This window comes from Methylomonas aurea (assembly GCF_024505045.1).
Lineage (GTDB): Bacteria > Pseudomonadota > Gammaproteobacteria > Methylococcales > Methylomonadaceae > Methylomonas > Methylomonas aurea.
The window spans coordinates 1-23606 of the sequence record NZ_JANIBM010000022.1; the positions used below are offsets into that span (position 1 = coordinate 1).

24 protein-coding genes are annotated in these 23606 nt (G+C 56.2%); 9 read left to right on the top strand and 15 right to left on the bottom strand.

Annotation, left to right across the window (positions count from 1 at the left end; all coding sequences use genetic code 11):
- Nucleotides 1-253: 253 nt before the first annotated feature.
- The 4 genes from NP603_RS14630 to NP603_RS14645 all read left to right on the top strand — a co-directional run bounded on the left by NP603_RS14630 (nucleotide 254) and on the right by NP603_RS14645 (nucleotide 4172).
- Nucleotides 254-475, top strand: coding sequence for a hypothetical protein (locus NP603_RS14630; RefSeq protein WP_256611659.1), 222 nt, complete (start codon nucleotides 254-256; stop codon nucleotides 473-475).
- A gap of 162 nt (nucleotides 476-637) precedes the next feature.
- The gene (olsF, locus tag NP603_RS14635; RefSeq protein ID WP_256611660.1) at nucleotides 638-2359 is read left to right on the top strand and encodes a bifunctional ornithine lipid synthase OlsF; all 1722 of its coding nucleotides are present in this window, start codon (nucleotides 638-640) and stop codon (nucleotides 2357-2359) included.
- Between the two features lie 24 nt (nucleotides 2360-2383).
- Nucleotides 2384-3400, top strand: coding sequence for a M14 family zinc carboxypeptidase (locus NP603_RS14640; RefSeq protein WP_256611661.1), 1017 nt, complete (start codon nucleotides 2384-2386; stop codon nucleotides 3398-3400).
- The gene (locus NP603_RS14645; protein ID WP_256611662.1) at nucleotides 3393-4172 is read left to right on the top strand and encodes an alpha/beta fold hydrolase; all 780 of its coding nucleotides are present in this window, start codon (nucleotides 3393-3395) and stop codon (nucleotides 4170-4172) included. The genes NP603_RS14640 and NP603_RS14645 overlap by 8 nt, the downstream gene beginning before the upstream one ends.
- Here NP603_RS14645 and NP603_RS14650 read toward each other — a convergent pair.
- Nucleotides 4165-4482, bottom strand: a complete 318-nt coding sequence (locus NP603_RS14650; RefSeq protein ID WP_256611663.1) for an H-NS histone family protein — start codon at nucleotides 4480-4482, stop codon at nucleotides 4165-4167. The two genes, NP603_RS14645 and NP603_RS14650, sit on opposite strands and share 8 nt — an antisense overlap.
- Nucleotides 4483-4544: 62 nt before the next feature.
- Nucleotides 4545-5252, bottom strand: a complete 708-nt coding sequence (locus tag NP603_RS14655; RefSeq protein ID WP_256611664.1) for a DUF2914 domain-containing protein — start codon at nucleotides 5250-5252, stop codon at nucleotides 4545-4547.
- 130 nt (nucleotides 5253-5382) lie between these two features.
- Here NP603_RS14655 and NP603_RS14660 point away from each other — a divergent pair, with 130 nt between their 5' ends.
- From NP603_RS14660 to NP603_RS14670, 3 genes are read left to right on the top strand one after another with little or no spacing between them, the layout of a single operon-like run.
- Complete coding sequence (locus NP603_RS14660) at nucleotides 5383-8220, top strand: 2-oxoglutarate dehydrogenase E1 component (protein ID WP_256611665.1); 2838 nt, start codon at nucleotides 5383-5385, stop codon at nucleotides 8218-8220.
- Nucleotides 8210-9400, top strand: coding sequence for a 2-oxoglutarate dehydrogenase complex dihydrolipoyllysine-residue succinyltransferase (odhB, locus tag NP603_RS14665; protein ID WP_256611666.1), 1191 nt, complete (start codon nucleotides 8210-8212; stop codon nucleotides 9398-9400). The genes NP603_RS14660 and odhB overlap by 11 nt, the downstream gene beginning before the upstream one ends.
- A 53-nt stretch (nucleotides 9401-9453) precedes the next feature.
- Nucleotides 9454-10101: an MBL fold metallo-hydrolase gene (locus NP603_RS14670; RefSeq protein WP_256611667.1), complete on the top strand. Its 648-nt coding sequence runs from the start codon at nucleotides 9454-9456 to the stop codon at nucleotides 10099-10101.
- Nucleotides 10102-10237: 136 nt separating this feature from the next.
- Here NP603_RS14670 and NP603_RS14675 read toward each other — a convergent pair whose 3' ends face one another.
- The 11 genes from NP603_RS14675 to NP603_RS14725 all read right to left on the bottom strand — a co-directional run bounded on the left by NP603_RS14675 (nucleotide 10238) and on the right by NP603_RS14725 (nucleotide 20720).
- Complete coding sequence (locus NP603_RS14675) at nucleotides 10238-11059, bottom strand: heme-binding protein (protein ID WP_256611668.1); 822 nt, start codon at nucleotides 11057-11059, stop codon at nucleotides 10238-10240.
- A 213-nt stretch (nucleotides 11060-11272) separates the two neighbouring features.
- Entirely contained in the window at nucleotides 11273-11761 is a 489-nt protein-coding gene (locus NP603_RS14680; RefSeq protein WP_305891444.1) for a phosphatidylglycerophosphatase A, read from the bottom strand.
- Nucleotides 11754-12689, bottom strand: a complete 936-nt coding sequence (thiL, locus tag NP603_RS14685) for a thiamine-phosphate kinase (RefSeq protein WP_256611670.1) — start codon at nucleotides 12687-12689, stop codon at nucleotides 11754-11756. The genes NP603_RS14680 and thiL overlap by 8 nt, the downstream gene beginning before the upstream one ends.
- Nucleotides 12689-13135: a transcription antitermination factor NusB gene (gene nusB / locus NP603_RS14690; protein ID WP_064029650.1), complete on the bottom strand. Its 447-nt coding sequence runs from the start codon at nucleotides 13133-13135 to the stop codon at nucleotides 12689-12691. Before nusB ends, thiL begins: the two co-directional genes overlap by 1 nt.
- Nucleotides 13135-13623, bottom strand: coding sequence for a 6,7-dimethyl-8-ribityllumazine synthase (gene ribH, locus NP603_RS14695; protein WP_256611671.1), 489 nt, complete (start codon nucleotides 13621-13623; stop codon nucleotides 13135-13137). The genes nusB and ribH overlap by 1 nt, the downstream gene beginning before the upstream one ends.
- Before the next feature lie 38 nt (nucleotides 13624-13661).
- The gene (gene ribBA / locus NP603_RS14700; RefSeq protein WP_140911210.1) at nucleotides 13662-14774 is read right to left on the bottom strand and encodes a bifunctional 3,4-dihydroxy-2-butanone-4-phosphate synthase/GTP cyclohydrolase II; all 1113 of its coding nucleotides are present in this window, start codon (nucleotides 14772-14774) and stop codon (nucleotides 13662-13664) included.
- The gene (locus NP603_RS14705; RefSeq protein WP_256611673.1) at nucleotides 14771-15427 is read right to left on the bottom strand and encodes a riboflavin synthase; all 657 of its coding nucleotides are present in this window, start codon (nucleotides 15425-15427) and stop codon (nucleotides 14771-14773) included. Before NP603_RS14705 ends, ribBA begins: the two co-directional genes overlap by 4 nt.
- A gap of 36 nt (nucleotides 15428-15463) precedes the next feature.
- On the bottom strand, nucleotides 15464-15718 hold the full coding sequence (locus NP603_RS14710) for a hypothetical protein (protein ID WP_256611674.1): 255 nt from the start codon (nucleotides 15716-15718) through the stop codon (nucleotides 15464-15466).
- A gap of 12 nt (nucleotides 15719-15730) precedes the next feature.
- Nucleotides 15731-16828: a bifunctional diaminohydroxyphosphoribosylaminopyrimidine deaminase/5-amino-6-(5-phosphoribosylamino)uracil reductase RibD gene (gene ribD / locus NP603_RS14715; RefSeq protein WP_256611675.1), complete on the bottom strand. Its 1098-nt coding sequence runs from the start codon at nucleotides 16826-16828 to the stop codon at nucleotides 15731-15733.
- Nucleotides 16818-17276, bottom strand: coding sequence for a transcriptional regulator NrdR (gene nrdR, locus NP603_RS14720; protein ID WP_256611676.1), 459 nt, complete (start codon nucleotides 17274-17276; stop codon nucleotides 16818-16820). Before nrdR ends, ribD begins: the two co-directional genes overlap by 11 nt.
- Nucleotides 17277-17342: 66 nt before the next feature.
- Entirely contained in the window at nucleotides 17343-20720 is a 3378-nt protein-coding gene (locus NP603_RS14725) for a mechanosensitive ion channel domain-containing protein (protein ID WP_256611677.1), read from the bottom strand.
- Between the two features lie 45 nt (nucleotides 20721-20765).
- Between NP603_RS14725 and NP603_RS14730 the strand changes: the two genes are divergently transcribed.
- A complete protein-coding gene (locus tag NP603_RS14730; protein ID WP_256611678.1) occupies nucleotides 20766-21419 on the top strand; it encodes a class II aldolase/adducin family protein in 654 nt (217 codons plus the stop codon).
- Between the two features lie 33 nt (nucleotides 21420-21452).
- Nucleotides 21453-21707 (top strand): glutaredoxin 3, encoded by a 255-nt coding sequence (gene grxC / locus NP603_RS14735; RefSeq protein ID WP_256611680.1) that lies wholly within the window; start codon nucleotides 21453-21455, stop codon nucleotides 21705-21707.
- A 52-nt stretch (nucleotides 21708-21759) separates the two neighbouring features.
- On the opposite strand, the gene NP603_RS14740 is transcribed toward grxC, so the two are convergent.
- Complete coding sequence (locus NP603_RS14740) at nucleotides 21760-22338, bottom strand: PilZ domain-containing protein (RefSeq protein WP_256611681.1); 579 nt, start codon at nucleotides 22336-22338, stop codon at nucleotides 21760-21762.
- A gap of 76 nt (nucleotides 22339-22414) precedes the next feature.
- Complete coding sequence (locus NP603_RS14745; protein ID WP_256611682.1) at nucleotides 22415-23605, bottom strand: O-succinylhomoserine sulfhydrylase; 1191 nt, start codon at nucleotides 23603-23605, stop codon at nucleotides 22415-22417.
- Between the last annotated feature and the right edge of the window lies 1 nt (nucleotide 23606).

A 23606-nucleotide genomic window follows, 5' to 3' on the forward strand; every position in this document is an offset into this window, starting at 1 on the left:
CCGCGGCGCTAGCGTTTCGCCGCGGCCGGACTCGGCACGCTTTGTTTTCAACACCATCCCGACTATCCGAAAATTCGCTTTCGGAAAACTCCTTTCGGCACGGCCAAAACCCTGAGCCATCGAAAAAATCCGCGCACTGTTTCAAACATTTGCCAACCGCCAGAATCTTTAATTTAAATACCCTATTCGGCTAACAGACTTTTTCGGTATTACGGCGTATGTTTTCGCCATTTTCAACCGCCAGGAGAACGCCATGTCAGAGCCTCCCTTAGCCGCCCATTCGATCACGTTATCCGAACAGATCAATCAGAATTTTTTTATGCATAAAGGTTACGAAGTATTCGCCAATTTAAAATCGCACGACGCCGTCTCGCTGTTCGATTCTTACTTTTTACCGCAAAAAACCATTGCCTCGTCAATTACCCACCAGCCTTGCCAAATCAGTTTTATCGGCAAGTTTCTAAAGCTGGGCTGACATAATCGGAAGCCGGCCTGTCTTACTCAAGATAGGCCGGCCATTCTCGCCTTTCGGCATACTGCCGATTCTCCGTTTCCCGCCGGCCAAATCTATTGACACATTTCTGACATATTCGCTGTCTAGAATTCGCGCCATACCGTTTATTCTGGACTCCATTCGATGATCGACGCCGAACGCATACTGCATGAAACCTACCCCGACTTCAAATTAGGCAAGGACAACACATTGGTGGTGAAAGCGTTGAAAAAGCTGATCCACGAAGACGATTTCAACGACGTGATCCGCAAAAACCAGCACTTACGCGGCTTTGCGTTTTTAGACAAACTGCTGAAATATTTCAACTTCAGTTACCAGGTCGGTAACGATTCCTATAACAACATTCCGGCCGAAGGCCGGCTGATCATCGTTGCCAACCACCCGATCGGCACGCTGGACGGGCTGGCCTTAGTCAAACTGATCCGCTCGGTCCGGCCCGACGTACGCATTGTCGCCAACCGCGTGTTATCGCACATGGAACCGTTGCAATCGATCTTCCTGCCGGTCGACGTACTGTCCGAAAAAAAGAAGTTCAAGGATGTGTACAAGACCATGATCGACGCGTTGGAAAACGAAGAAGCCGTGATTTTTTTTCCGGCCGGAGAAGTCTCGCGCATCACGCCCAAGGGTATCCGCGACGGCGCCTGGCAAAGCGGATTCGTCAAACTGGCGCGCAAAACCCAGTCGCCGGTACTGCCGATTTATATCAAAGCCAAGAATTCGGCCTTGTTTTATAGCGCCTCGACGCTTTACAAACCGCTGGGCACGATGTTGTTGGTCAAGGAAATGTTCAACAAAAAAGGCCAGGAAATCAAATTTCTGGTCGGTGCGCCGGTGCCGTTCCAAGCGCTCGCCGACAGCACGGAAACCAACAAACAACTCAGCCAGCGCTTTCGCAAACATGTGCAAAACCTGGGCAAGAAAAACAAGGCGCCGCTGTTCGATACCGTCGCCACCGTGGTGCATCCGTCCGATACCAAGGCGGTCAAAAAGGCCTTGTTCCAGTCCCGCCTATTGGGCGAAACCCGCGACGGCAAAAAGATTTTTTTGTACCAGTTCCGCGATGACTGCCCGGTGATGCAGGAGATTGCCCGGCTGCGGGAATTGACCTTCCGCACCGTGGAAGAAGGCACCGGCCTTGCCCTGGACTTGGATAAGTTCGATATCTATTACAGCCACATCGTGTTGTGGGACGACAACGATCTGGAAATCGTCGGCGCCTACCGCATCGGCGACGGCCCGGCTATCATGGCCAGCCACGGCATCGACGGTTTTTACACGCAAACCCTGTTCGATTTGCGCGGCGAGCTCGTCGACTACTTGCCCAACAGCATCGAACTGGGCCGCAGCTTCGTCCAACCGCGTTATTGGGGCCAACATAGTCTGGATTATTTATGGTACGGCATCGGCGCTTATTTGCGGGAACGGTCGGACATCAAGTACCTGTTCGGCCCGGTCAGCATCAGCAACGCCTACCCGCACGCCGCCAAAGAATTGATCATCGGCTTTTACCGCCAGCAATTCGGTGCCGAGCCGCATCAAACCAAAGCACGCAAGCCGTTCGTCATTTCCGAGGCCGGTCAGGCCTTCGCCGCGAGCGAATTCAATGCCGACTACTCGACCAGTTTCAAGGTACTGAACAGCGAATTGAAAAAACTCGGCGTCAAAGTGCCGACGCTTTACAAACAATACGTGGAATTGTGTGTCGATAAAGGCTGCCATTTCATCGATTTCAACATCGACCCGGACTTCAACAATTGCATCGACAGCCTGATCATGGTCGAAGTCGACAAAATCGCACCGAAAAAACGCCAGCGTTATATCGAAAAATCGTTGGCCGGCTAAGCCGCGCCGTCTGCAGACAGCCCCATGAAACAACGTTCATTTCCGGAACTGGAGCAGTTGGAAGCGATTGCCGCCCGCTTGGGCAATCGTGCCCGGTACGAGATCGTCGAAACCGTCGAACACGCCGGCCGCCGGTTCCCGATCCACTGCCTGACGATAGGCTCCAGCGCGGCGGACGTGCCGGTGCTGGCCTACTTCGGCGGCGTACACGGCCTGGAAAAAATCGGTTCCGAAGTGATCTTGGCCTATCTCCATACGCTGTGCGAATTGCTGGACTGGGACGAAGAATTGAACCAACGTTTAAGTAAAGCCCGCCTCGTGTTCATGCCGCTGGTCAATCCGGTCGGCGTGTTTCGCGGGACGCGCTGCAACGGCCGCGGCGTGGACCTGATGCGCAATTCGCCGATCGAAAGCGACGGCAATACCCGCTTATACAGCGGCCAGCGCCTCAGCCCGAAACTGCCCTGGTACCGCGGCGACGAATCCAAAATGGAAAAGGAAGCCCAGGCGCTATGCCGGGTGGTACACCGCCATCTGTTCGACGCACCGCTGGCGATTGCCGTCGACTTGCATTCCGGCTTCGGTATTCACGACCGCCTGTGGTTTCCGTACGCGTCCAGGCAAACGCCCTACCCCGATCTGGCCGATGCCTATGCCTTAAAGCGCTTGTTCGACCGCTGCTACCCGCACCATTTTTATAAAATCGAGCCGATGAGCCAGGAATACGTGATCAGCGGCGATTTATGGGATTACCTGTACGACGACTTCACCGACCGCTATCGGCAACGCAAACTGTTTTTACCCCTAACGTTGGAGATGGGTTCCTGGCTCTGGCTGCGGAAAAGCCCGACCCATTTATTTCAACGCCACGGCTTATTCCATCCGCTGTTACCGCACCGCCAACAACGCATATTGCGTCGGCATTTAACGCTGTTCGACTTCCTGTTTCGTTGCCTGTTATATCCAGGGCAATGGGCGAAACTCGATACTCAACAGGCGGACGAAAACCGGCGCCGAGCCCTGGAGCTATGGTATGGCTAGCGGCGTCGGTCGGGATTGGTTGCTGTTACGCGGCCTGTGCCGGGAAAACGGCCATTGGGGCGAGTTTCCCAGCCTGCTGCAATCCGCTTTTCCCGGTTCGAGCGTAAGCTGCCTGGATTTGCCGGGCGCCGGCACCTGCCATCGGGAGGCCAGTCCGCAACGGATTGAATTGATTACCGAATTAGTGCGCCAGCGGGCGGCGGCAAACGGATTATTGGAGCGGCCGACCACGATTCTGGCCATGTCGTTAGGCGGCATGGTGGCTTGGGAATGGTTGCAGCGTTATCCGGACGACATCGCCGGCGTTGCGCTACTGAATACCAGCTTCGCCGGGCTCAGCCCGTTCTTCCACCGGCTGCGCTGGCAGAGTTACCGGCGGTTTCTGCAAATTTTGCTGGAAAAGGATATATACCGCAGAGAGTTATCGATTATCCGTCTGACCAGCAACCGCCGCGAATCCGATCACGAATTGGCTGCAATCTGGGCGAATATTCAGCAACAACGGCCGGTCACGATCAGAAATGCGCTGCGCCAGCTATGCGCAGCGTCGCGCTATCGCCCGGCTCCTTACAGAAACCAAGCGCCGGTGTTATTGTTGAGCGGTAAAGGCGACAGAATCGTCGCCGAGAAATGTTCGAAAGCCATCCATAGTCGCTGGAATATTCCTTTGCTTAGCCACCCTTGGGCCGGTCACGACCTGATACTGGACGACGGAATTTGGGTGGCTAAGTGCCTACAGGAGTGGACGCAACAGCTATCCGAAATTACTTGATTTCGAATTCGGATTTATCGTGGCCCGCGGCTAGCAGTTCCTGCATCCATTTCGGCGCCAGTCCTCTGCCCGACCATGTCAACGTCGCATTATTCGGGTTACGATATCTCGCCGCCACTTTGGAAATTTTTCTTTCCGATTTTTTATCGCCATCGTGGATATCGACCACCACGCCGATAGACGCAGCCAATTCCTTAATTTGAGCGATAACTTCTTTACGTTTACTAGACTGCCTTTCTTTCAAGGCTTTTTCGGCATTATCGATAACGGCTTGTAACTCGGCTTCGGATAGTTTATTAAAATCAGTCATATTTTCCTCTTTAATGAAAAGACGGCACAAATTCTATCACTAACTTTTAGCGAAAAAAACTATTATTCCGCGGATAATAAAAATTTCACTTCGGAGTATACCTTACCTTTCTTATCCGACAACCTTACTTGCCACTCTCCGACATCCTTATACGATAAAATTCTACTGGACCACCCCTTGAAGCGCATATCTTTTAATTCCAATTGTTTATGTTGAACCACCTGTTTGTTTCGCAACCACTCGTGGAATAACACTTGCCCTCCTAGGTTTCGAATCTCGGTAAAATAAAACAATTCCAGCGGTTTCCCTTTAACCACGGCAAACGCGCCTTGAACCGGTTGATCCGGTTCATTGTCTTTCAAGCGGGTATTCAGTGACGCCCTAATCACCCGGCGATCGAAAATAATAGCGACCGGACTGCTGGCTTGCAGCCCAGCCTTGGTGTTATCAGGCGACGGCGGCACAGCCTTGGCGTCTACCTTATTATTAATATCCTTAGCCTCGGCCGCCGGCCGCTCCGGGACGATAGCGGCGGAATCCGGATTCGATTCCGGCTCTTGAACTTTTGCCGCCGGTTCGGTCTGAGTATTGCCGGCTTGGTCGGCTCGGCTGAACATAAAGTACAAAAACAGCAAAAATAGCACTAATAAAACCAAGGCAATAACGATTCTGCCAGTATGCCAAACAGTAATAGTCTGCGGCTCGATTGCCGGCTTTGCCGTTTTAGATTTATCGTAATTTATTTTGATAACGACTCTATTATCTGCCATGCCTTTTCCTTATTAATAAAAACCGAACCTATGCCAAAACCGCGAACCGGAACTGCAACCGGTGCTTGGTAATATAGCATTTTAGCTCTAACATAATTAACCCCACTTGCCGATAACCAGGACGTTTGCAATGAGTAGCCTGCTTAAAGAATTCGAAGAGTCTTCCTCGCTGTACGGCGGCAACGCCCACTACGTCGAGTACTTGTACGAACAATACCTGAACGCCCCTGAGACCATAAACCCGAGTTGGCGCGCCCGCTTCGACGCAATCCGTAGCGGCTCGACCGAAGACACCCCGCACAGCGCCATCGTCGACCGCTTCGAAAAATTGGCTATCGCCGAACCCGGCAAACTAGCCCGGATGCAAGGCTTTACCGAGCAAAGCGTGAAGAAGCAATCCGCCGTGGCCCGTTTGATCAACCACTACCGGGTCAAAGGCCACCAAATCGCCGCCAACAACCCGCTACGCGGTTCGCCCACCGTCCCGGCCGATCTCGAGCCGCTGTATTACGGCTTGACCGAAGCCGATATGAGCACGCTTTTCGACACCGGCGGTTTATGCGGCATCGATCGATTGCCGCTGAAAGCCATCCTGCAGACCTTGAAGGAGATCTACTGCGGCAGTATCGGCAGCGAATACATGCATATCGTCGACGACGAATCCAAGCGTTGGATCAGAGACAAGTTGGAAGGCGCCAAGCCCGATTTCTCCAGCCATCCGGAAAAGCGCATCTGGCTGTTGAAGCTATTAATCGCCGCCGAGGGTCTGGAGAAATTCCTGCACCGCAAATACGTCGGCCAAAAGCGTTTTTCGCTTGAAGGCGGCGAGTCGCTGATCCCGATTCTGGACGAGTTGATCCAGCGCGCCGGCGAACACAAGGTGAAGGAAATCGTGATCGGCATGGCCCACCGTGGCCGGCTCAATGTTTTGATAAACATACTCGGCAAAAGCCCTGCCGTGTTGTTCGGCGAATTCGAAGGCACCCACACCTCATCGCCCGGCGTACTGACCGGCGACGTCAAGTACCACCAGGGTTTCTCGTCAAACATTGCCACGCCCGGCGGCCCGATTCACTTGACGTTGGCCTTCAATCCGTCGCATCTGGAGATCATCAACCCGGTCGTGGAAGGTTCGGTCAAAGCCCGCCAGGACCGACACGGCGTCGGCGGCATCGATGCGATCGTGCCGATTTTGATACACGGCGACGCGGCGTTTGCCGGCCAGGGCATCGTCATGGAGACGCTGAACATGTCGGAGACGCGGGCGTTTTCCACCGGCGGCACCGTGCATATCGTCATCAACAACCAGATCGGCTTCACCACCAGCAATCCGTTCGACGCCCGCTCCACCTTATATTGCACCGACGTGGCCAACATGATTCAGGCGCCGGTGTTCCACGTCAATGGCGACGATCCGGAGGCCGTGATTTTTATCACCCAACTTGCGCTGGATTACCGCAACACCTTTCATAAAGACGTGGTAATTGATTTGATTTGCTACCGCCGCCACGGCCATAACGAAGCCGACGAGCCGGCTGCTACTCAGCCCATGATGTACAAAGCGATTCGCGACCACCTGACGCCGCCGCAAATTTACGCGCAGAAATTGATCGTCGACGGCGTCATCGACGAGGCCGGCGTGCACCAACTGGAACAGCATTATTTGCAGCAGTTGAACGAAGGCTTGCCGGTTTCGCGGCCGATTATCGAAAACAAGGCCTATTCTTACTCGGCACGCTGGGAACGGTTTCTGAACAAACATTGGGACATGCCGGCCGACACCTCGGTATCCCTGGATCGGATTCAGTTCTGCAACCAACGCCTGCAATCTTTACCGGAGGGTTTCGAATTGCATCCGCGCGTGGCTAAGGTCATGGAAGACCGCAACAAAATGGCGGCCGGAGAAATGCCGATGGATTGGGGCTTTGCCGAAAACATGGCTTATGCCACCGTGTTGATGGACGGTTACGACTTGCGTCTGACCGGCCAGGACATCGGCCGCGGCACGTTTTCCCACCGCCACGCCATTCTGCTGAACCAGGCCAACGGCGAAAATTACATACCGCTGAAGCATTTGGCCGAAAACCAGGGCCGGGCGCAAATTTTCAACTCACTGCTATCGGAAGCCGGCGTACTGGGCTTCGAATACGGCTACAGCTCGACCGAACCGAACAAGCTGGTAATTTGGGAAGCCCAATTCGGCGACTTCGCCAACGGCGCCCAAGTCGTGATCGACCAATTCATCAGCTCCGGCGAAACCAAATGGGGCAAACTCAGCGGCTTGGTAATGCTGTTGCCGCACGGTTTCGAAGGCCAAGGCCCCGAGCATTCCTCGGCCCGCCTGGAACGCTATCTGCAATTATGCGCCGACCAGAATATCCAGGTGTGCGTACCGACCACCCCGGCCCAAATTTTCCATTTGCTGCGCCGGCAAGTGGTGCGCGAATACCGCAAGCCGCTGATTGTGATGAGTCCGAAAAGCCTGCTGCGCCATAAACTGGCGGTGTCGGAGCTGGGCGAATTGGTTAACGGCGAATTTCAGACCGTGATCGGCGAACTGGACGATATCGACCCGTTTCACGTCACCCGCTTGATTCTATGCGCCGGCAAGGTTTACTACGACCTGCTGGAGACCCGCCGCGCCGACAATCTGCAACACGTCGCGATCGTTCGCATCGAACAACTGTATCCGTTCCCAAACGACCGTTTCAAACAGGAGATTGACAAATTCCCCAATCTGGAACAAATCTACTGGTGCCAGGAGGAACCTAAAAACCAAGGCGCCTGGTACCAAAGCAAACACCATTTCTTCGACTTGGTGGATAACAATATTCCGATTCATTATGCCGGCCGCCCGCCGTGCGCAGCACCGGCCGTGGGCAATTACAAAACCCACTTACAAGAACAACGTGCGGTAGTTCATGCCGCTCTCTATGGAAACAACGAAGGAAACAAACATGAGCTTTGATATTTTGGTACCCAGCCTACCCGAATCGGTGTCCGACGCCACGCTGGTCGCTTGGCACAAACAGACCGGGGAATGGGTCAACGAAGGCGAAAATCTGGCCGACCTGGAAACCGACAAAGTGATTCTGGAAGTGCCGGCCCCGAAATCCGGAACGTTGGAAACCATCGTCGTCCAAGACGGCGAAACCGTGGTCGGCGGCCAGTTGCTGGCCAAGCTCGATCCGCAGAGCGCCAAGGCGGCCGCGCCGGCGGCAAAGCCTGAAGAAGCGCCGCTCAGCCCGTCGGTACGCAAATTGGTGGCCGAAAACGAACTCGACCCGACCTCGATTGCCGGCTCCGGCAAACACGGCCGGATTCTGAAGAGCGACGTACTGGACTATTTGCAGGAACAGCAAGCGCAGCCGGAACCGGCGCCCGCCGCCGCTGCGCCGACGGCAGATACCAGCCATTCTCCGCTTTCGGCGACGGCCATCGCCGCCTTGCGGCCTGAGCAACGGGTACCGATGACCCGATTGCGGGCCAAGGTCGCCGAGCGCCTGTTGCAGGCCCAACAAAACGCCGCAATGTTGACCACTTTCAACGAAGTCAACCTGAAAGCGGTTATCGAATTGCGCAACCAATACAAAGACCGTTTCGAAGCCAAGCACAATATCAAACTCGGCTTCATGTCGTTTTTCGTCAAGGCCTCGATAGAAGCCTTGAAACGCTTCCCGGCCATCAACGCCTCGATCGACGGCAGCGACATCATCTACCACGGTTATTACGACATCGGTATCGCCGTCACGACCCAGCGCGGCCTGATCGTGCCGATTTTGCGCGATGCCGATCAGCTCGATTTCGCCGGTATCGAAAAAGGCATCCACGACTTCAGCAACAAGGCCCGCAACGGCTCGATCAGCGTCGAAGACCTCAGCGGCGGTACCTTTACCATCACCAATGGCGGCATCTTCGGCTCGATGCTGTCCACACCGATTTTAAACCCGCCGCAATGCGCGATTTTAGGCATGCACGCCATCAAGGACCGGCCGGTGGTTGAGAACGGCGAAATCGTGATCCGCCCCATCATGTACCTGGCCTTGTCTTACGACCATCGCCTGGTGGACGGCAAGGAAGCGGTGCAATTCCTCGGCATCATCAAAGAATGTCTGGAGGCCCCGGCGCACCTGTTACTCAACATCTAGCTCGTCGGCGCCGGCCCACTCTGCGTTCGGCGCCAACTTTGGACCCTACTGACATGCGCTACACCATCATCCCCGTCACCGCCTACCAGCAAAACTGCACCCTACTCTTCTGCGAACAAACCCATAAAGCCGCCCTAGTCGATCCGGGCGGCGACATCGATTTGTTGCTGAGTGAAGTAAAAAAGCAAGGAGTCGAACTGGAGGCCTTACTGTTGACCCACGGCCATCTGGATCATGTCGGCGGCACGGCGGAATTGGCCGCCAAGTTGTCGCTACCGATCATCGGGCCGCAGCGAGAAGACGACTTCTGGATCAAATTATTACCGGAACAATGCCGCATGTTCGGCTTCCCGGAATCGGCCGGCTTCACGCCGCAGCGCTGGCTTAACGACGGCGACACGGTCACGGTCGGCAACGAAGTACTACAGGTCATCCACTGCCCCGGGCATACCCCCGGCCATGTGGTGTTTTTCAGCGAAACGGAACGGCTGGCGCTGGTTGGCGACGTCTTGTTCAAAGGCTCGATCGGCCGCACCGATTTTCCGAAAGGCGACCACCAAACCCTGATCGATTCTATCGTCAACAAACTCTGGCCGCTGGGAGAAGACATCAAATTCATTCCCGGCCACGGCCCGATGTCGACCTTCGGCGCCGAAATGCGCAGCAACCCTTACGTCGGCCGTTACGCCATTTCGTCTTGATCGCAGTAGCCGTCTAGTCGAACAGCAGCGGTTAAGGCTTTAGAGAAGGGTGCCGCCACGGCGGCACCTGACAATGGGCAATCTGCTGAAACCGTCGCCATTGGAACAGAACGAAGAGCGGATTGCCTCGGGAGAATTAAGGAATGCCGGCAGGTAATTCGGACGCGTCGGTCGAGTTCAGGCAGGTCGGATGACCAAAGCCCCCTGCACTTTTCCCGTCGCCACCGATATCGTAAACGATGTTGTCCGGACGCAGCGGATCGCCGCTGACGCCGCCGACACCATGAACATGATCCAGACCCAGTATATTTCTAAGCCGCCAGGCGATATTGTGGTCCGCACACGAGGTATCGCCGCTCAAACCGATACCGCCGACCAGAGTGCGCCCGGCGCCATACAAGCCCAAGCCGCCGCCGAATACGTTGACGCCGCCGATTTTTTTGCCGACCAGCGGGTCGACCGGAGTACCGTACAGCCCTTGATTGCCGCCATAAGCCGCCTCGGTATCTACCGGATTGCTCTCCTGCAACCCAAACAAGCTACCGCCAGGTTGCACCGCCGCGTATAAATTTGCGGTGGACAAAGCCAATCCGTTCGGTTTGCCTGATCCGGCAGAGGCCGATGACGAATCAAGGCTCAAGGAATTGGCAGTATTGGCTTTTTGCGCCGAAATTACCCGGCTAGCCGGCCATTGCGCAGCACGGTTGCTACCGGAAAATGCCACAGCGCAGACCACGCCATCGCGATTGACGATAGTCGCCCACATGTGCAGATTCAATCCGCTGGTTTCCGTGCTGACCGCTTGGTTCAGCGCGGCTTTCAACTCGGCATGGCTAGGCAAGCCCCGGCAGGCGGAGCCAACGCCTTTGCCTTTGTCGCCTAAATCCCGGTCTGCCAATGCATTACCGGCACTGAGCAGTGCGGCGACGGAAGCGGCAAGTACTAGTTTCATATTCATGTCTATCCCCCTGATTGTTTTTGTTATCGGTTGCGGTTGCGGCACAAACATAAGGCATGCGCCGACCGGAATGGAAGACGCGGCAGACTCGGACCGAGTAGCCGCGGATGGATTCTAGTCTCGGCGGCAAGCAGGGGTCAATCGTACCTGCAGGGGTATTTGGCGTCGAACCGAATTGCAAAGTATGGATTCGGCGGATGCCTAAGCCGTCCGTCAGAACCAATAATGCAAGATCAAGCAGGCCACAGCACCCGCGGCGATATCGTCCAGCATGATGCCCAGCCCGCCGTCGACATGGCGGTCCAGCCATTTGATCGGCCAAGGTTTCAGGATATCCAGTAGCCGAAATAGTGCGAACCCGGCCAACAGACTCTGCCAGGAGAAAGCAACACCGAGCATGGTCACCAAGAAGCCGGCGATTTCGTCCCAGACGATGCCGCCGAAATCGTGCACCCGCAGTTTGTCAGCGGCGCGGCTGCAAATCGCCACTCCACCGACGATTGCTGCCAGTGTCGCCAAGCCGTAAACGACGCTGCCGGTTTGGACCAATAGTAGATAGAGCGGAATGGCGGCGGCCGTACCGAACGTGCCAGGCATGAACTTCGACAGGCCGGAGCCGAAACCGAACGCCAAAAACAACACCGGATCGCTGAGGATTTGCCGTGCGCTTAACCGGCTGTTTCCGTAATATTCTCTAAGCAAAATGCTGATAACCTCTGGCCTGAATGTTTTCGATACGCCCTGCCCGACGCATGCGCAGACCGGGCTCGGCCTCAATGACACCGACGCAGTGGCAGCCGGCCGGCACCTTTGCCGCCGCGGCCGCCGGCACGGTGAAGCACAGTTCATAGTCGTCGCCGGCGCTCAACGGCAGCGTCCAGTCCGAGCTGGTTGCGATGTAGTCGCTCACCGCAGCCGACAACGGCAGCTTGTCCCAATCGAGCACGGCACCGACGTCGCTTTGTTGCAGAATATGGCCCAGGTCGGCAGCCAAGCCGTCGGAAATATCGATGCATGCGCTGGCGATACCGCGCAACGCCAAACCGGTCTCGATTCGCGGCAGCGGCCGGTCCATCCTTTGCAAAGCGAGTTCATTATTGAGGCCCGGCAAACCTTTTCTGATCTTGAGCCCCAAGCCGGCGTCGCCGATAGGGCCGCTGACGAAAACCAAATCGCCGGGTCTGGCGCCGGAACGCAACAAGGCTTGGCCGCGCGGCACCGCACCCATGGCCTGCACCGTCAATGTCAGCGGTCCGGAGGTGGTGTCGCCGCCGACCAGATCCACCCGATATTGCCGAGCCAGGGCCAGAAAACCATCGGCAAAAGCTTGCAACCAGAATTCGTCGACTTTCGGCACGGTCAACGCCAGCGTCACCGCAAACGGCTCCGCGCCCATCGCCGCCAGATCGCTGAGGTTTACCGCCAATACTTTATGCCCCAAGGCATTCGGATCGACATCGGCAAAAAAATGCACGTTCTCGACCATCGTGTCGGCGGTGACGGCGATCTGGTAGCTATCGGGCAGATTCAGCAAGGCGCAATCGTCGCCGATGCCGAGTTGATTGAACGGGTGTTGCAGCGCCGATCCGGCAAAGAAGCGCCGGATCAGGTCGAATTCGCCCAGCGCCATCAGTCACCGGTTTTGTGGCGTTGTTTGGCGGCGATTTCCACCGCGCGCTGCTTCTGCGCCACTTTATCGAGAATACCGTTGACGTATTTGTGGCTGCCGTCGGCGCCGAAATCCTTGGCCAGATTGACGCCCTCGTTGATGATGACCTTGTAAGGGGTTTCCAGACGGTTGATCAATTCATAGGCGCCAATGCGCAGAATCGCCCGCTCCACCGGATCGATTTTCTCCACCGGCCGATCGACGAACTCGGCCAACGCAGCGTCGATCACGTCCAGTTGTTTCGGGACGCCGTGGAACAGTTCGCTGAAATAGGTTTTCTGGGCGCCTTTCAAATGCTCTTCTTCCAGAAAATAGGTCTCGATCCGGGTCAGACTGTCGCCCGACATCTGCCACTGGTACAAGGCCTGCACCGCGCATTTTCTAGCGTTGGTTTTTGCCTGGCTCATCAATTGCCCTGGTTGCCTTTCAGAGCCTTAAACAGGCTGACCATTTCGATTGCGGACAGAGCGGCTTCGGCGCCTTTATTGCCGGCTTTGGTGCCGGCGCGTTCGATCGCCTGCTCGATGCTATCCACCGTCAACACGCCGAATGCAACCGGGACATCGTACTGCAATGCCACTTGGGCAATGCCTTTGACGCACTCCCCAGCCACGTATTCGAAATGCGGCGTGCCGCCGCGAATCACGGCGCCCAAGGCGATGATCGCATCATACTTTTTACTGGCGGCGATACGTTGCACCACCATTGGCAGTTCGAAGGCACCCGGCGCCTTGACTAGCGTAATATCGTTGCGGTCGGCGCCGTGGCGGACCAATGCATCGATCGCGCCGCCTTCCAGTTGTTCGACGATAAAGCTGTTGAAGCGCGAAGAGACGAGACAAAACTTGCCGCCTTGCGCCGAAAAATTACCTTCTACGGTAGTGACTGTTGCCATGTATTTACCTGATGAGTGAGAGATTGAAATTACTGCGGTCAATTGCCGGCATCGATATGCTCGACCACTTCCAGATCGAATCCGGACAAGCCTATATATTTTTTTTGCGCGCCCATCACCTTGAGTCGGCGCACGCCCAGGTCGGACAAAATCCGCGAGCCGGCACCGGTGGTGCGCCAATCGGCGTCGGCGCTGAGATCGCGGCTGTGTTTGACGCCGTGGTCCTGCATTTGGTAGCTATGGATCAATTCGACCAGATCCTTATTGTTTTCTTTCTGCCGGATCAGGACCAGGACGCCGCGACCGGCCTCGGCGATATTTTTCAGCGCCTCGCGCACCGGCAGACTGCAATCGCTGCGTTTGGAGAACAACAAATCGTCGATCACGTTACGTGCATGTACCCGCACCAATACTGGCTCGTCACCGGCCACGTCGCCCATGACCAAGGCCAGATGGACGTTATCGTCGTTGCAATCCTGGTAGGCGTACAAGCGGAAATCGCCGAACTCGGTCGGATAGGCGCATTCGCTGATGCGTTCCAGCGTGTTTTCGTGCTTGATCCGGTAATGGATCAAATCGGCAATCGTGCCGATTTTCAGATTATGGCGTTCGGCAAACGCCTCCAAGTCGGGACGGCGAGCCATAGAGCCGTCGTCGTTCAGAATTTCGACGATTACCGCGGCCGGTTCGACACCAGCCAACCGCGCCAGATCGCAACCGGCTTCGGTATGCCCGGCCCGGTTCAGCACGCCGCCGGCCTGGGCCATCAGCGGGAAAATATGGCCCGGCTGGACCAAATCGCTGGGTTGGGCCTGTTTGGCAACGGCGGCTTGCACCGTCAGGGCCCGGTCCGCCGCAGAAATGCCGGTGGTAACGCCCTCGGCCGCCTCGATCGACACGGTGAAATTGGTGGTATAGGGGGTTCGGTTGTCGTTGACCATCAGCGGCAGTCGCAATTGCTGGCAACGTTCGCGGGTCAAGGTCAAACAGATCAGGCCGCGGCCGTACTTGGCCATGAAATTGATATCTTCCGGCCGAACGAATTCCGCTGCCATCAACAAATCGCCTTCGTTTTCGCGGTCTTCATCGTCCATGATGATGACCATCTTGCCTTGGCGCAGATCGCCGATGATTTCTTCTATGCTGTTCATTGGATAAAGCCTGCGTCGTGAAGTAGCGCCTCGGTGATGGTTCCCCGGCCGCGGGCCGCGGCGTCGCCTTGCATCAGGCGTTCCAGATAGCGGGCCAGCAGATCGACTTCCAGATTGACCCGATCGCCAACTTCGGCCTGGCCGAGCGTGGTTTCCTGCAAGGTGTGCGGCACGATATTTACGGCAAAGGTGGCGCCGTCGACGCTGTTGACCGTCAGACTAATGCCGTCGATGCAAATCGAGCCTTTTTCGGCGATATACTTGGCCAATGGATCGGGCGCTTTAAATTTGAAGCGCCAGGAGCGGCCGTCGGCGCGTTTTTCCAGAATTTGGCCGATACCGTCGACGTGACCGCTGACGATGTGCCCGCCCAGCCGGCTGCTTGGAGTCAGGGCCAATTCCAAATTGACCGGCATGCCCGGTTTGGCCTGACTTAAGGTCGTGCGCGACAGCGTCTCGTTCGACACGTCGGCACTGAAGCGATGCTCGGCCAATTCGACCGCGGTCAGGCAGACGCCGTTGACGGCAATACTGTCGCCGAGCGCGCAGTCTCGCAGCGACAGTTTGCCGGTGGCGATACTCAACCGGCAATCGCCGCCCCTGGGTTGAACCGCCGCGATCTGGCCGACGGCTAAAACAATTCCGGTAAACATGGTATTCGCTCGATGATTCGGGTTGGCGTTGGAACGTCAGCGTTTTTGCGGCTGCTCCGCCGGTTGCGCGGCAGAATCCTGGGTTTTATCGGCTTTTTGCGGCTTACGATAAACGGTTACCGATTGGTAGACACCGCTATGATAATCGTAAATTTCGATATCGTGCTCCTCGCCGACGTATTTGCCGCCTTCGATTTTAACGGTTTTCGAGGTTTTCGATTCGTCGTCCTCGGCGCCGGCCCAGCCCGGCAACAAAAGCAATGGCAACGTAAAAATAATGACAGTCCTCATAACGGCTAGCCCCTAATCGGAAATCGCTTGCGGGCGGTACAGCAACCGTAAATCCGGGCCTACTTGCCGCGCTTCCGCCAAATAAAGTTTTTTCTTGTCTTGCAGGCGCTGCAACTCCGGCATCCGGAACAGGCCGCGCCCACTGTCGCCCAAAACGCTAGGCGCCATGTAAATCAACCACTCGTCGACCAGGCCGCTATTCAACAAAGCGCCGTTCAAGGTCGCGCCGGCCTCGACCCAGACCGTGTTGATCTGCCGCTCTGCCAGCAACTTGCACACCTGGTGCAAATCGGTTCGTCCGGCTGTCGCGTCGACTTGAAATACCTTGTAGCCGGCATCCAGCAGTCGCTGCCGCTTCACCGAGTCGCTGCTTGAAGTGACGATCCAGACTTCCGCGGCATCTTGCAACATCCGCGTCGCCAGCGGAATGCGCAACCGACTGTCCAGCACCACTTTCACCGGTTGCACGACATCGAAATCGACTCTGGCACTCAGCGAAGGATCGTCAGCCAGCACGGTTTCGATTCCGGTCAAAACGGCGCTGCTGGCGGCCCGCCAACGTTGGACATCCTGCCGCGACTGCGGCGATGTGATCCACTGGCTTTCTCCGCAAGCCATCGCCGTGCGCGCGTCCAAACTCATCGCCAATTTGCTGCGAATCCACGGCAAACCTTGGCTCATCCGTTTGAAAAAGCCGCGGTTCAAATTTTCCGCTTCGCTTTGCAATACGCCGCAGGCCACCTCGATACCGGCCGCGGCGAGTTGCTGCAAGCCCCGGCCGGATACCAGCGGATTCGGGTCTTGCATCGCGGCGACGACCCTGCTGACGCCGGCAGCAATCAACGCATCAGTGCACGGTCCGGTCTTGCCTTGATGACTGCAAGGCTCCAGCGTGACATAGGCCGTAGCGCCGCGGGCGTCGCCGGCCCGGCTTAAGGCGTCGACTTCGGCATGAGCGTAACCGGCGCGTTGGGTCCAGCCCTCGGCAATGATTTCGCCATGTTTGACCAACACGCAGCCGACGTGGGGATTGGGATCGGTCGTGTAAAGACCGTTTTGCGCCAGTTTCAAGGCCCGCGCCATAAAAGCGGCGTCTTGGCTAGACGTCATGCTTCTGCAAATTTTCGATCACGGCCGTGAAATCGGAGACATCCTGGAAACTGCGGTAAACCGAGGCGAAGCGCACGAAGGCGACATGGTCCAGCGCTTTCAATTCGTTCATCACCATCTCGCCCAGCTCGCGCGCCGGAATTTCCCGCTCGCCTCTGGCCGTCAATGCCTTTTTGATCCGGCTCAGCGCGGCTTCGACCGCATCGACCTGCACCGGCCGTTTCTCCAGTGCGCGCTGCATGCCTGCCCGCAGTTTTTGCTCGTCGAAACTCTGCCGGGCACCGTTACGTTTGATGATGCGCGGGAGGGTTAATTCCACCACTTCGAACGTCGTAAACCGCTCCTTGCAGGCCACGCACTCGCGCCGGCGCTTGACCTGGTCGCCGTCGTCGGCAAGACGGGTGTCGATCACCCGCGTGTCTTGTGCTGCGCAAAACGGACAACGCATGTTAAAAATCGAGGCTCGGTTTAAAGCGCGGCATTTTATTACAGAACCGGGTTATATTGAAGTCGGCTAGTAGTTGGCGCCGCCCTCGTTCAAAACACCTTTGGCGACCGAACGGATATGCACGTCGCGTTGCGGATACGGAATTTCGATATGGTGGGCCTTTAGCGCTTCGTAAATCTGGATATGCAATTTATGGGTAGCGACAACCCGGTCGCTCAACTCGCGCACGAACACATTGACCTTAAATTCCAATGCGTTTTCGCCGAAACCGACGAAACTAATCGTCGGCTCCGGATCGGCCAGAACCTGCTCAGTATTTTTCACCGCCTGGCTCAAAATCTGTTCCACCACCTCGATATCGGTGCCGTAGGAAACGCTGACCGGAACCACAACCCGGGTGACGGTATCGGACAGGGTCCAGTTGATCAGCCGGTCGGTGATGAAAGTCTTGTTCGGTACCACCAGCTCCTTGCGATCCCAATCGACGATGTGGGTAGCCCGCATTTGAATCCGGCTGACCCGGCCGGTAACGTCGCCGACCGTGACGGTGTCGCCGACCCGAATCGGCCGTTCGAACAGCAAGATGATGCCCGATACCATATTGGCGAAGATCTCCTGCAAGCCGAAACCCAAACCGACGCTGAGCGCCGCCACCAGCCATTGCACCTGAGACCAACTGCCGCCCAGTTCATTCGCCACGGCCAGAAAGGCAATGGCAACCAAGCTGTAACGCACCAACTGTATCAGAGCGTAACGCCCGCCGGCAGTCATTGCGAACTTGCCGGCGGTGATCAGATCGACCAGAGTCGGGAAATTAGTGACGAATAAAAATGCCAGTCCAACGTAAACCAGGCACAGCAACAGGTTGATCAACGTGACCGGCTGCAGAATCTGCTTGCCTTCGACGAGTTGGCTATACTGCCAGAGCACGATTTGGTCGAACACCGAAAAAGCCGGCAAGATATCGCTCCAAATCCACCACACCCCGACCACGACCAGCACCGCAGTGACCGTAGTCAAAAACTGGTGGCCTTGCTGGTTGATTTTGGAAATATCCAGCAATTCTTCTTCGATTGCCGCCCCGCCGTCGGTACCGGCCGCGGCGGCGGCCTGCTCGATCTGCTTGCGCTTCTGTCGGGCATTCTGCAGAGCCAACCTGCGCTGGGTGTTGCGCAACCAGCGCAATACCAAGGCCTGAAACAAAGCGACGAAGAATACCAGCCGCAGACTGTCGATCAGCTTTTCTTCCAGCTCCAGCGCACTTTGGTAATAACCGGCCACGGCAAAACCGATAATCGCCAACGGCGTCAGCACCGCGATCGCATACCAAACATAGCGCAAGCGACTGAACCAACCGTCGGACTGTTGGTAAAAATAACGCCCCAGGCCGGTTTGCGGCTGAGTCAAACGGTGAAAAATGTAGCTGAAGGTCAGCATCATCACGATCAACGCGGTACGCCCCAAGGCATAACTGTGCTCGGAAAACAAGTCGCTACCGGTCATGGACATGATGAACACGCAGGGTAGCAACAGAAAGCGGGCCCACTTCATCTGGCCATAAAGCAAGTTAGTCGCATGCTCCGGCCAGTGGAACAAGGTCTCGGCGATGCCGTCGGGTTTGAACAAACGAAAGAAGAATTGCACGACAAACAGCGACAGCGCCGTCACGACCATGCCTTCGGCAAAGGCATGGCTGAAAAAATCGGCGCGGGCATTCAACAACAACACCCCACCGATCCAGGCCATCAACAAGGCGCCGTAAAGAGACAACAGCATCAAATACCCCATCCCCGACAGAATCTGGCCGAAACTATGGGCTATCGGGTTCTTGTCGAGCAATTGCGCCAGCTTGCGTTTCAGGTTCGCTCGAAAACGCCAGTGCAATACCACGATCCCCAAACCAATCAGCACCAGCAGCGGATAATTCGCGATGCTCTCGCCGAAATTTGCCGCCACCCGCCACCAGTTGCCGGGGTTCAGAAACCAGGCCAACGACGAGAAAATGTCTTGCAGATAATATTTGTCGATCACCGGTGCGCTGGGCACCCAGAGCAGACGCTGGTCGAGGTAGGCGCTGAATTTATCGGCCACGCCCAGCATTTGTTGCAGACTGAAATCGACATCGCCGAGTAAGCGGCCGTAGTCGTTATAACTGGCGGCCAGCCGCATCACCAAATCCTTCCGGTCGTTCAGCAGCATGCGCAATTCGGTACGAATCCGCAGTTTCTCGGCGTCGTCGGTGTCGGCCGGCAATTGGCCGATCTGATTCAACAATACCTGATTGACGTCGGCCAATTCCTTTTTGGCTTCGTCCAACTTGAACATTTCCAAGCTGACCACGGCGATCTGTTCCTGGATGTCATCATTCAACTGGGCGAATTGTTTGCGCTGCGGCACATTGCGCCGTTGTTCGCGCAACAAGTTGCCCAAAGCCGGACTCAAACCGGCCAGGTTGATTTTTTGCTCGGCGCTTTGAAAGTCTTTTTCCAACTGCTTGCTGCGGGTATCGATCTCGGTCTTTTGCAGCAGGTATTGCTCCATGTTCTTGTTGATATCCTGCAGGCTGCGGTTGTACTGCATGTTCCGCTTGGTCGCATCTCTGATGAAAGGATGTTTACCCTCGGCATCCTTCTCGGCCTGCGCCAATTCCGCCCGTTCCTTGTCGATTTCCTGCTGGCGCCGGTCCAGTAAAAAATTATCCAGATCGGCAATCACCAGGCTTTGCAACTCGCGCTGCAACGTGGCCAGATGCATCCGGTCCTTTTCGACCTGCAAACGCAACGGGCTGCTGATATTTTCCAGCTCCAAGGTTTTCAACGTGCTGTTCAGCAGGCGAATCCGGGTATCCAATTGAATCTGCCGCGCTTCGCGCTCATAGATCGTGTCGGCGGCGCGCGCGGCCAGGGTTTGCTGTTCCTGCAAACTGGAAGCCTGTTTGTTTTTGAGTTCGGCGACTTTTTCCCGGATCAGTTGCGGCCGGCCGTTCAGTTCGCCGATTTGGGCCTCGATCCGGCTAATCTCGGCATCCAGATCGCTGAGTCGGGTTTTTTCGATGATCAAGCGCTGTTCCAACTCATCGGTCGGGATCAAAGCCAGCTTTTCCGACTTGCGGTTTTTTAGGCTGCTTTCCGCCTCGGCGATTTGCCCGGCGATTTGTTTCGACACCACCGGATAGAGATTCAACGCCTGTTTGAAGGACTCGGCCTGAGCGTCCTGGGCTTCGGCCTCGCTTAAATTGTCCTCGCTTTCCCGGTAAGCGGCCAGGATCCGGTTTTTGGCCTCTTCGCTCAGATTTTGTTTATCTTTGACCAATTGGACGCGCTGCTGGATATCGGCCCGCGACACGGTTTTCATAGCCGTACTGGGCGTTGCGGCATAACCGGCATCGGCCATGAGCAACGCTGTTAAAAAAAACAGAGCGTGCAGAAAAAAATGAAAGTTCATGAGTTAGTGTATTACCTCAATCGAAAATTACCGTCTGGAGCATTTATGCCGAATGATCGCGAGGGCGTGATCAAATACCGCCTCGACCACCAATACCGGACGTTGCCAAGCGATGCGGATTTGTGCGAAATCAATGCCTGGCGCGCCATCATATTCCGGCTGGGCCTGATTGGTCGCATCGCCGACAAATACGATGGGCTTGGCTTCGGCAACATCAGTATCCGGCGGGCTCCCGGCCAGAACGGCTTTTTGGTTTCCGCGACCCAGACCGGCCACCTGCCCCAGCTCGGCCGGGAGCATTATGCCTGGGTCACCGCCGCGTCGCCGCAACAGAACCATCTACAGGCTCAAGGCCCCGCGCAACCGTCCTCGGAAGCCCTGACCCACGCCGTGATCTACCAGCGACTACCGAATGTGCAGGCCGTGATTCATGGGCATTGTCCGGAACTTTGGCACAATACCGCAAAATTACGGCTGGCGCATACCGCCGCGCACATCCCCTACGGCACCCCGGAAATGGCGAGTGCCGTGGCGAGTCTACTGGAAGCGACCGCAAACAACGATAGCGGAATATTTACCATGCTGGGGCACGAAGACGGCGTAGTGGCGTTCGGCACCTCGCTAAAGCAAGCCGCCGAAGCTTTGATCGGCCGTTTAGCCCAGGCCTTGGCGCTTGAGCAAAACCGGCCTGCCCGTTAGAATGCCAGGTTTATTAGAGTTTATTAATTGAACATGCCGGAAATCATCATCTACACCACGAAAATTTGCCCTTATTGCACGATGGCGAAACGCTTACTGGAGCGTAAGGGCGCCCGTTATACCGAAATCAACGTCGATGCCGAGCCTGGATTAAGGGAGCAGATGATGGAAAAAACCAAACGTCGCACGGTGCCGCAAATTTTTATCGGCGAGCGCCACATTGGCGGCTTCGACGATTTGCATGAACTGGACATGAACCGGGAGCTGGATCCGTTGCTACAGGATTGAAGTTCCGCAGAACCGGGCTTCAGGGAAACTCCGTCGCCCGGAATCGAGCGCTTTAGCGAATAGTGACTAGCTGCAAGCCGATTCGAGTACTGATTTCGTTACTGTCGAACCAGACGATTTTGCCCAAAGCGCTGAGGCCCAACTCCGGGCATTGCACTTTGACCGGAGCATTGAGCTTGATCGCCGGCGCACTGCCCGCCAACTTTAAGCACATGCCTTCCACCGAACGGTCCACGCCGTCCACCGTGAAACGTTCCTTGTCGACGAACAACTCGGCCTTAAAATGTTCGGCCTTGCGGTAGCCGCGGCGCTTACGCCATAGTTTCTGAGCGTTATGCACCACATCGCGAAATTCCAGACCCATCATGATCCGGTTGCGGTCGCGTTTGACCCAGACGATGTCGACTTCCCCGGCCAACTGCAGTTCGGCGACGAAAATTTCTGCGCGCCGGCTTTGCTCCAGCATGACCTCGAAATCCCGAATAGTCGTCAACAAATCGCCTGGCATCACTTCCAGCATCGCGCCGTTCAGAGAAACGTCGTAGCAATTGATTTGCAAGGTCTCGCCACCGACGTAGAGCCGCCCCTCGGCATTGAAATTTTTTCGGTATTCTTTTCTTTCCTGGAACATGCGCGGAATCTCTAAGGAATTTCGGACAAAGATAGCTTATTTTTGACTTTACGTTCGCTGCCCCGTCTGCCCGCCTCTAGGCCAGACCCAATCCGGCCGCTAAATCGGCCTTGATATCGTCGAGATTTTCCAGACCGACCGAAATCCGCACCAGGCTGTCCTTGATTCCGGCTTCGGCGCGGGCCTCCGGCGTCAAGCGGCCATGGGTTGTCGTCGCCGGATGGGTGATCGTGGTCTTGACATCGCCCAGATTGGCTGTGACCGACAGCATCCGCGTCGCATCGATTAAACGCCAGGCTTCTGCCTTGCCGCCCTTCAGTTCGAAACTGACCACCGCGCCGAAATGGCTTTGCTGGCGTTTGGCCAGTTCGTGCTGGGCATGCGACGCCAGCCCCGGATAATGCACCTTGGCAACGGCGTCCTGCCGCTCCAGCCATTGGGCCAGGGCGAAGGCACTATCGCAATGCGCTTTCATCCGAATCGCCAACGTTTCCAAACCACCGGCAAATACCCAGGCATTGAACGGGCTCAACGTCGCACCGCCGGTGCGCAAATACGGATAGACCTGTTTTTCGATGATTTCTTCGTTAGCGACCACCGCACCGCCGACACAACGTCCCTGACCGTCGATGTACTTGGTCGCGGAATGCACGACGATGTCGGCACCCAAGGTCAACGGCTGCTGCAGAATCGGCGTGCAAAACACATTGTCCACCACCAACAGGCAACCGTGGCGGTGGGCGATGTCGGCCAAGGCCCGAATATCGGCGATTTCGATCAGCGGATTCGACGGCGTTTCCAGAAACAGAAAGCGGGTATTGGGCTTGATGGCCGCTTCCCAGGCGGCCGGATCGGTCAAACTGACGAAATCGGTTTCGACGCCGAATTTGCCGAAATAATTTTGAAAAGCCAGGACGGTGTTGCCGAATACGCTGCGCGAACACACCACATGGTCGCCTGCCTTCAATAGAGCCATACCTACCGCCATGATCGCCGCCATGCCGGAGGCAAACGCCAGACAGCGCTCGCCCTTTTCCATCAGCGCCAGGCGCTCCTGGAATGCGCTGACAGTCGGGTTGGTAAAGCGCGAATAAATATTGCCTGGCTGCTGACCGGTAAACTTCAGCGAGGCTTCCTCGGCCGAGCCGAACACGTAGCTGGAGGTGGCGAAAATCGGCATGCTGTGTTCGCCCTCGTGGGTCCGCTTCTGGCCGGCGCGTATGGCTTGGGTCTCCGCGGCATATTCCTGCCAATCCGGTTGATTCATA

Coding starts and splice junctions, on each gene's coding strand:
- NP603_RS14630 (WP_256611659.1), top strand. CDS start 254: ATGTCAGAGCCTCCCTTAGCCGCCCATTCGATCACGTTATCCGAACAG.
- olsF (WP_256611660.1), top strand. CDS start 638: ATGATCGACGCCGAACGCATACTGCATGAAACCTACCCCGACTTCAAA.
- NP603_RS14640 (WP_256611661.1), top strand. CDS start 2,384: ATGAAACAACGTTCATTTCCGGAACTGGAGCAGTTGGAAGCGATTGCC.
- NP603_RS14645 (WP_256611662.1), top strand. CDS start 3,393: ATGGCTAGCGGCGTCGGTCGGGATTGGTTGCTGTTACGCGGCCTGTGC.
- NP603_RS14650 (WP_256611663.1), bottom strand. CDS start 4,482: ATGACTGATTTTAATAAACTATCCGAAGCCGAGTTACAAGCCGTTATC.
- NP603_RS14655 (WP_256611664.1), bottom strand. CDS start 5,252: ATGGCAGATAATAGAGTCGTTATCAAAATAAATTACGATAAATCTAAA.
- NP603_RS14660 (WP_256611665.1), top strand. CDS start 5,383: ATGAGTAGCCTGCTTAAAGAATTCGAAGAGTCTTCCTCGCTGTACGGC.
- odhB (WP_256611666.1), top strand. CDS start 8,210: ATGAGCTTTGATATTTTGGTACCCAGCCTACCCGAATCGGTGTCCGAC.
- NP603_RS14670 (WP_256611667.1), top strand. CDS start 9,454: ATGCGCTACACCATCATCCCCGTCACCGCCTACCAGCAAAACTGCACC.
- NP603_RS14675 (WP_256611668.1), bottom strand. CDS start 11,059: ATGAATATGAAACTAGTACTTGCCGCTTCCGTCGCCGCACTGCTCAGT.
- thiL (WP_256611670.1), bottom strand. CDS start 12,689: ATGGCGCTGGGCGAATTCGACCTGATCCGGCGCTTCTTTGCCGGATCG.
- nusB (WP_064029650.1), bottom strand. CDS start 13,135: ATGAGCCAGGCAAAAACCAACGCTAGAAAATGCGCGGTGCAGGCCTTG.
- ribH (WP_256611671.1), bottom strand. CDS start 13,623: ATGGCAACAGTCACTACCGTAGAAGGTAATTTTTCGGCGCAAGGCGGC.
- ribBA (WP_140911210.1), bottom strand. CDS start 14,774: ATGAACAGCATAGAAGAAATCATCGGCGATCTGCGCCAAGGCAAGATG.
- NP603_RS14705 (WP_256611673.1), bottom strand. CDS start 15,427: ATGTTTACCGGAATTGTTTTAGCCGTCGGCCAGATCGCGGCGGTTCAA.
- NP603_RS14710 (WP_256611674.1), bottom strand. CDS start 15,718: ATGAGGACTGTCATTATTTTTACGTTGCCATTGCTTTTGTTGCCGGGC.
- ribD (WP_256611675.1), bottom strand. CDS start 16,828: ATGACGTCTAGCCAAGACGCCGCTTTTATGGCGCGGGCCTTGAAACTG.
- nrdR (WP_256611676.1), bottom strand. CDS start 17,276: ATGCGTTGTCCGTTTTGCGCAGCACAAGACACGCGGGTGATCGACACC.
- NP603_RS14725 (WP_256611677.1), bottom strand. CDS start 20,720: ATGAACTTTCATTTTTTTCTGCACGCTCTGTTTTTTTTAACAGCGTTG.
- NP603_RS14730 (WP_256611678.1), top strand. CDS start 20,766: ATGCCGAATGATCGCGAGGGCGTGATCAAATACCGCCTCGACCACCAA.
- grxC (WP_256611680.1), top strand. CDS start 21,453: ATGCCGGAAATCATCATCTACACCACGAAAATTTGCCCTTATTGCACG.
- NP603_RS14740 (WP_256611681.1), bottom strand. CDS start 22,338: ATGTTCCAGGAAAGAAAAGAATACCGAAAAAATTTCAATGCCGAGGGG.
- NP603_RS14745 (WP_256611682.1), bottom strand. CDS start 23,605: ATGAATCAACCGGATTGGCAGGAATATGCCGCGGAGACCCAAGCCATA.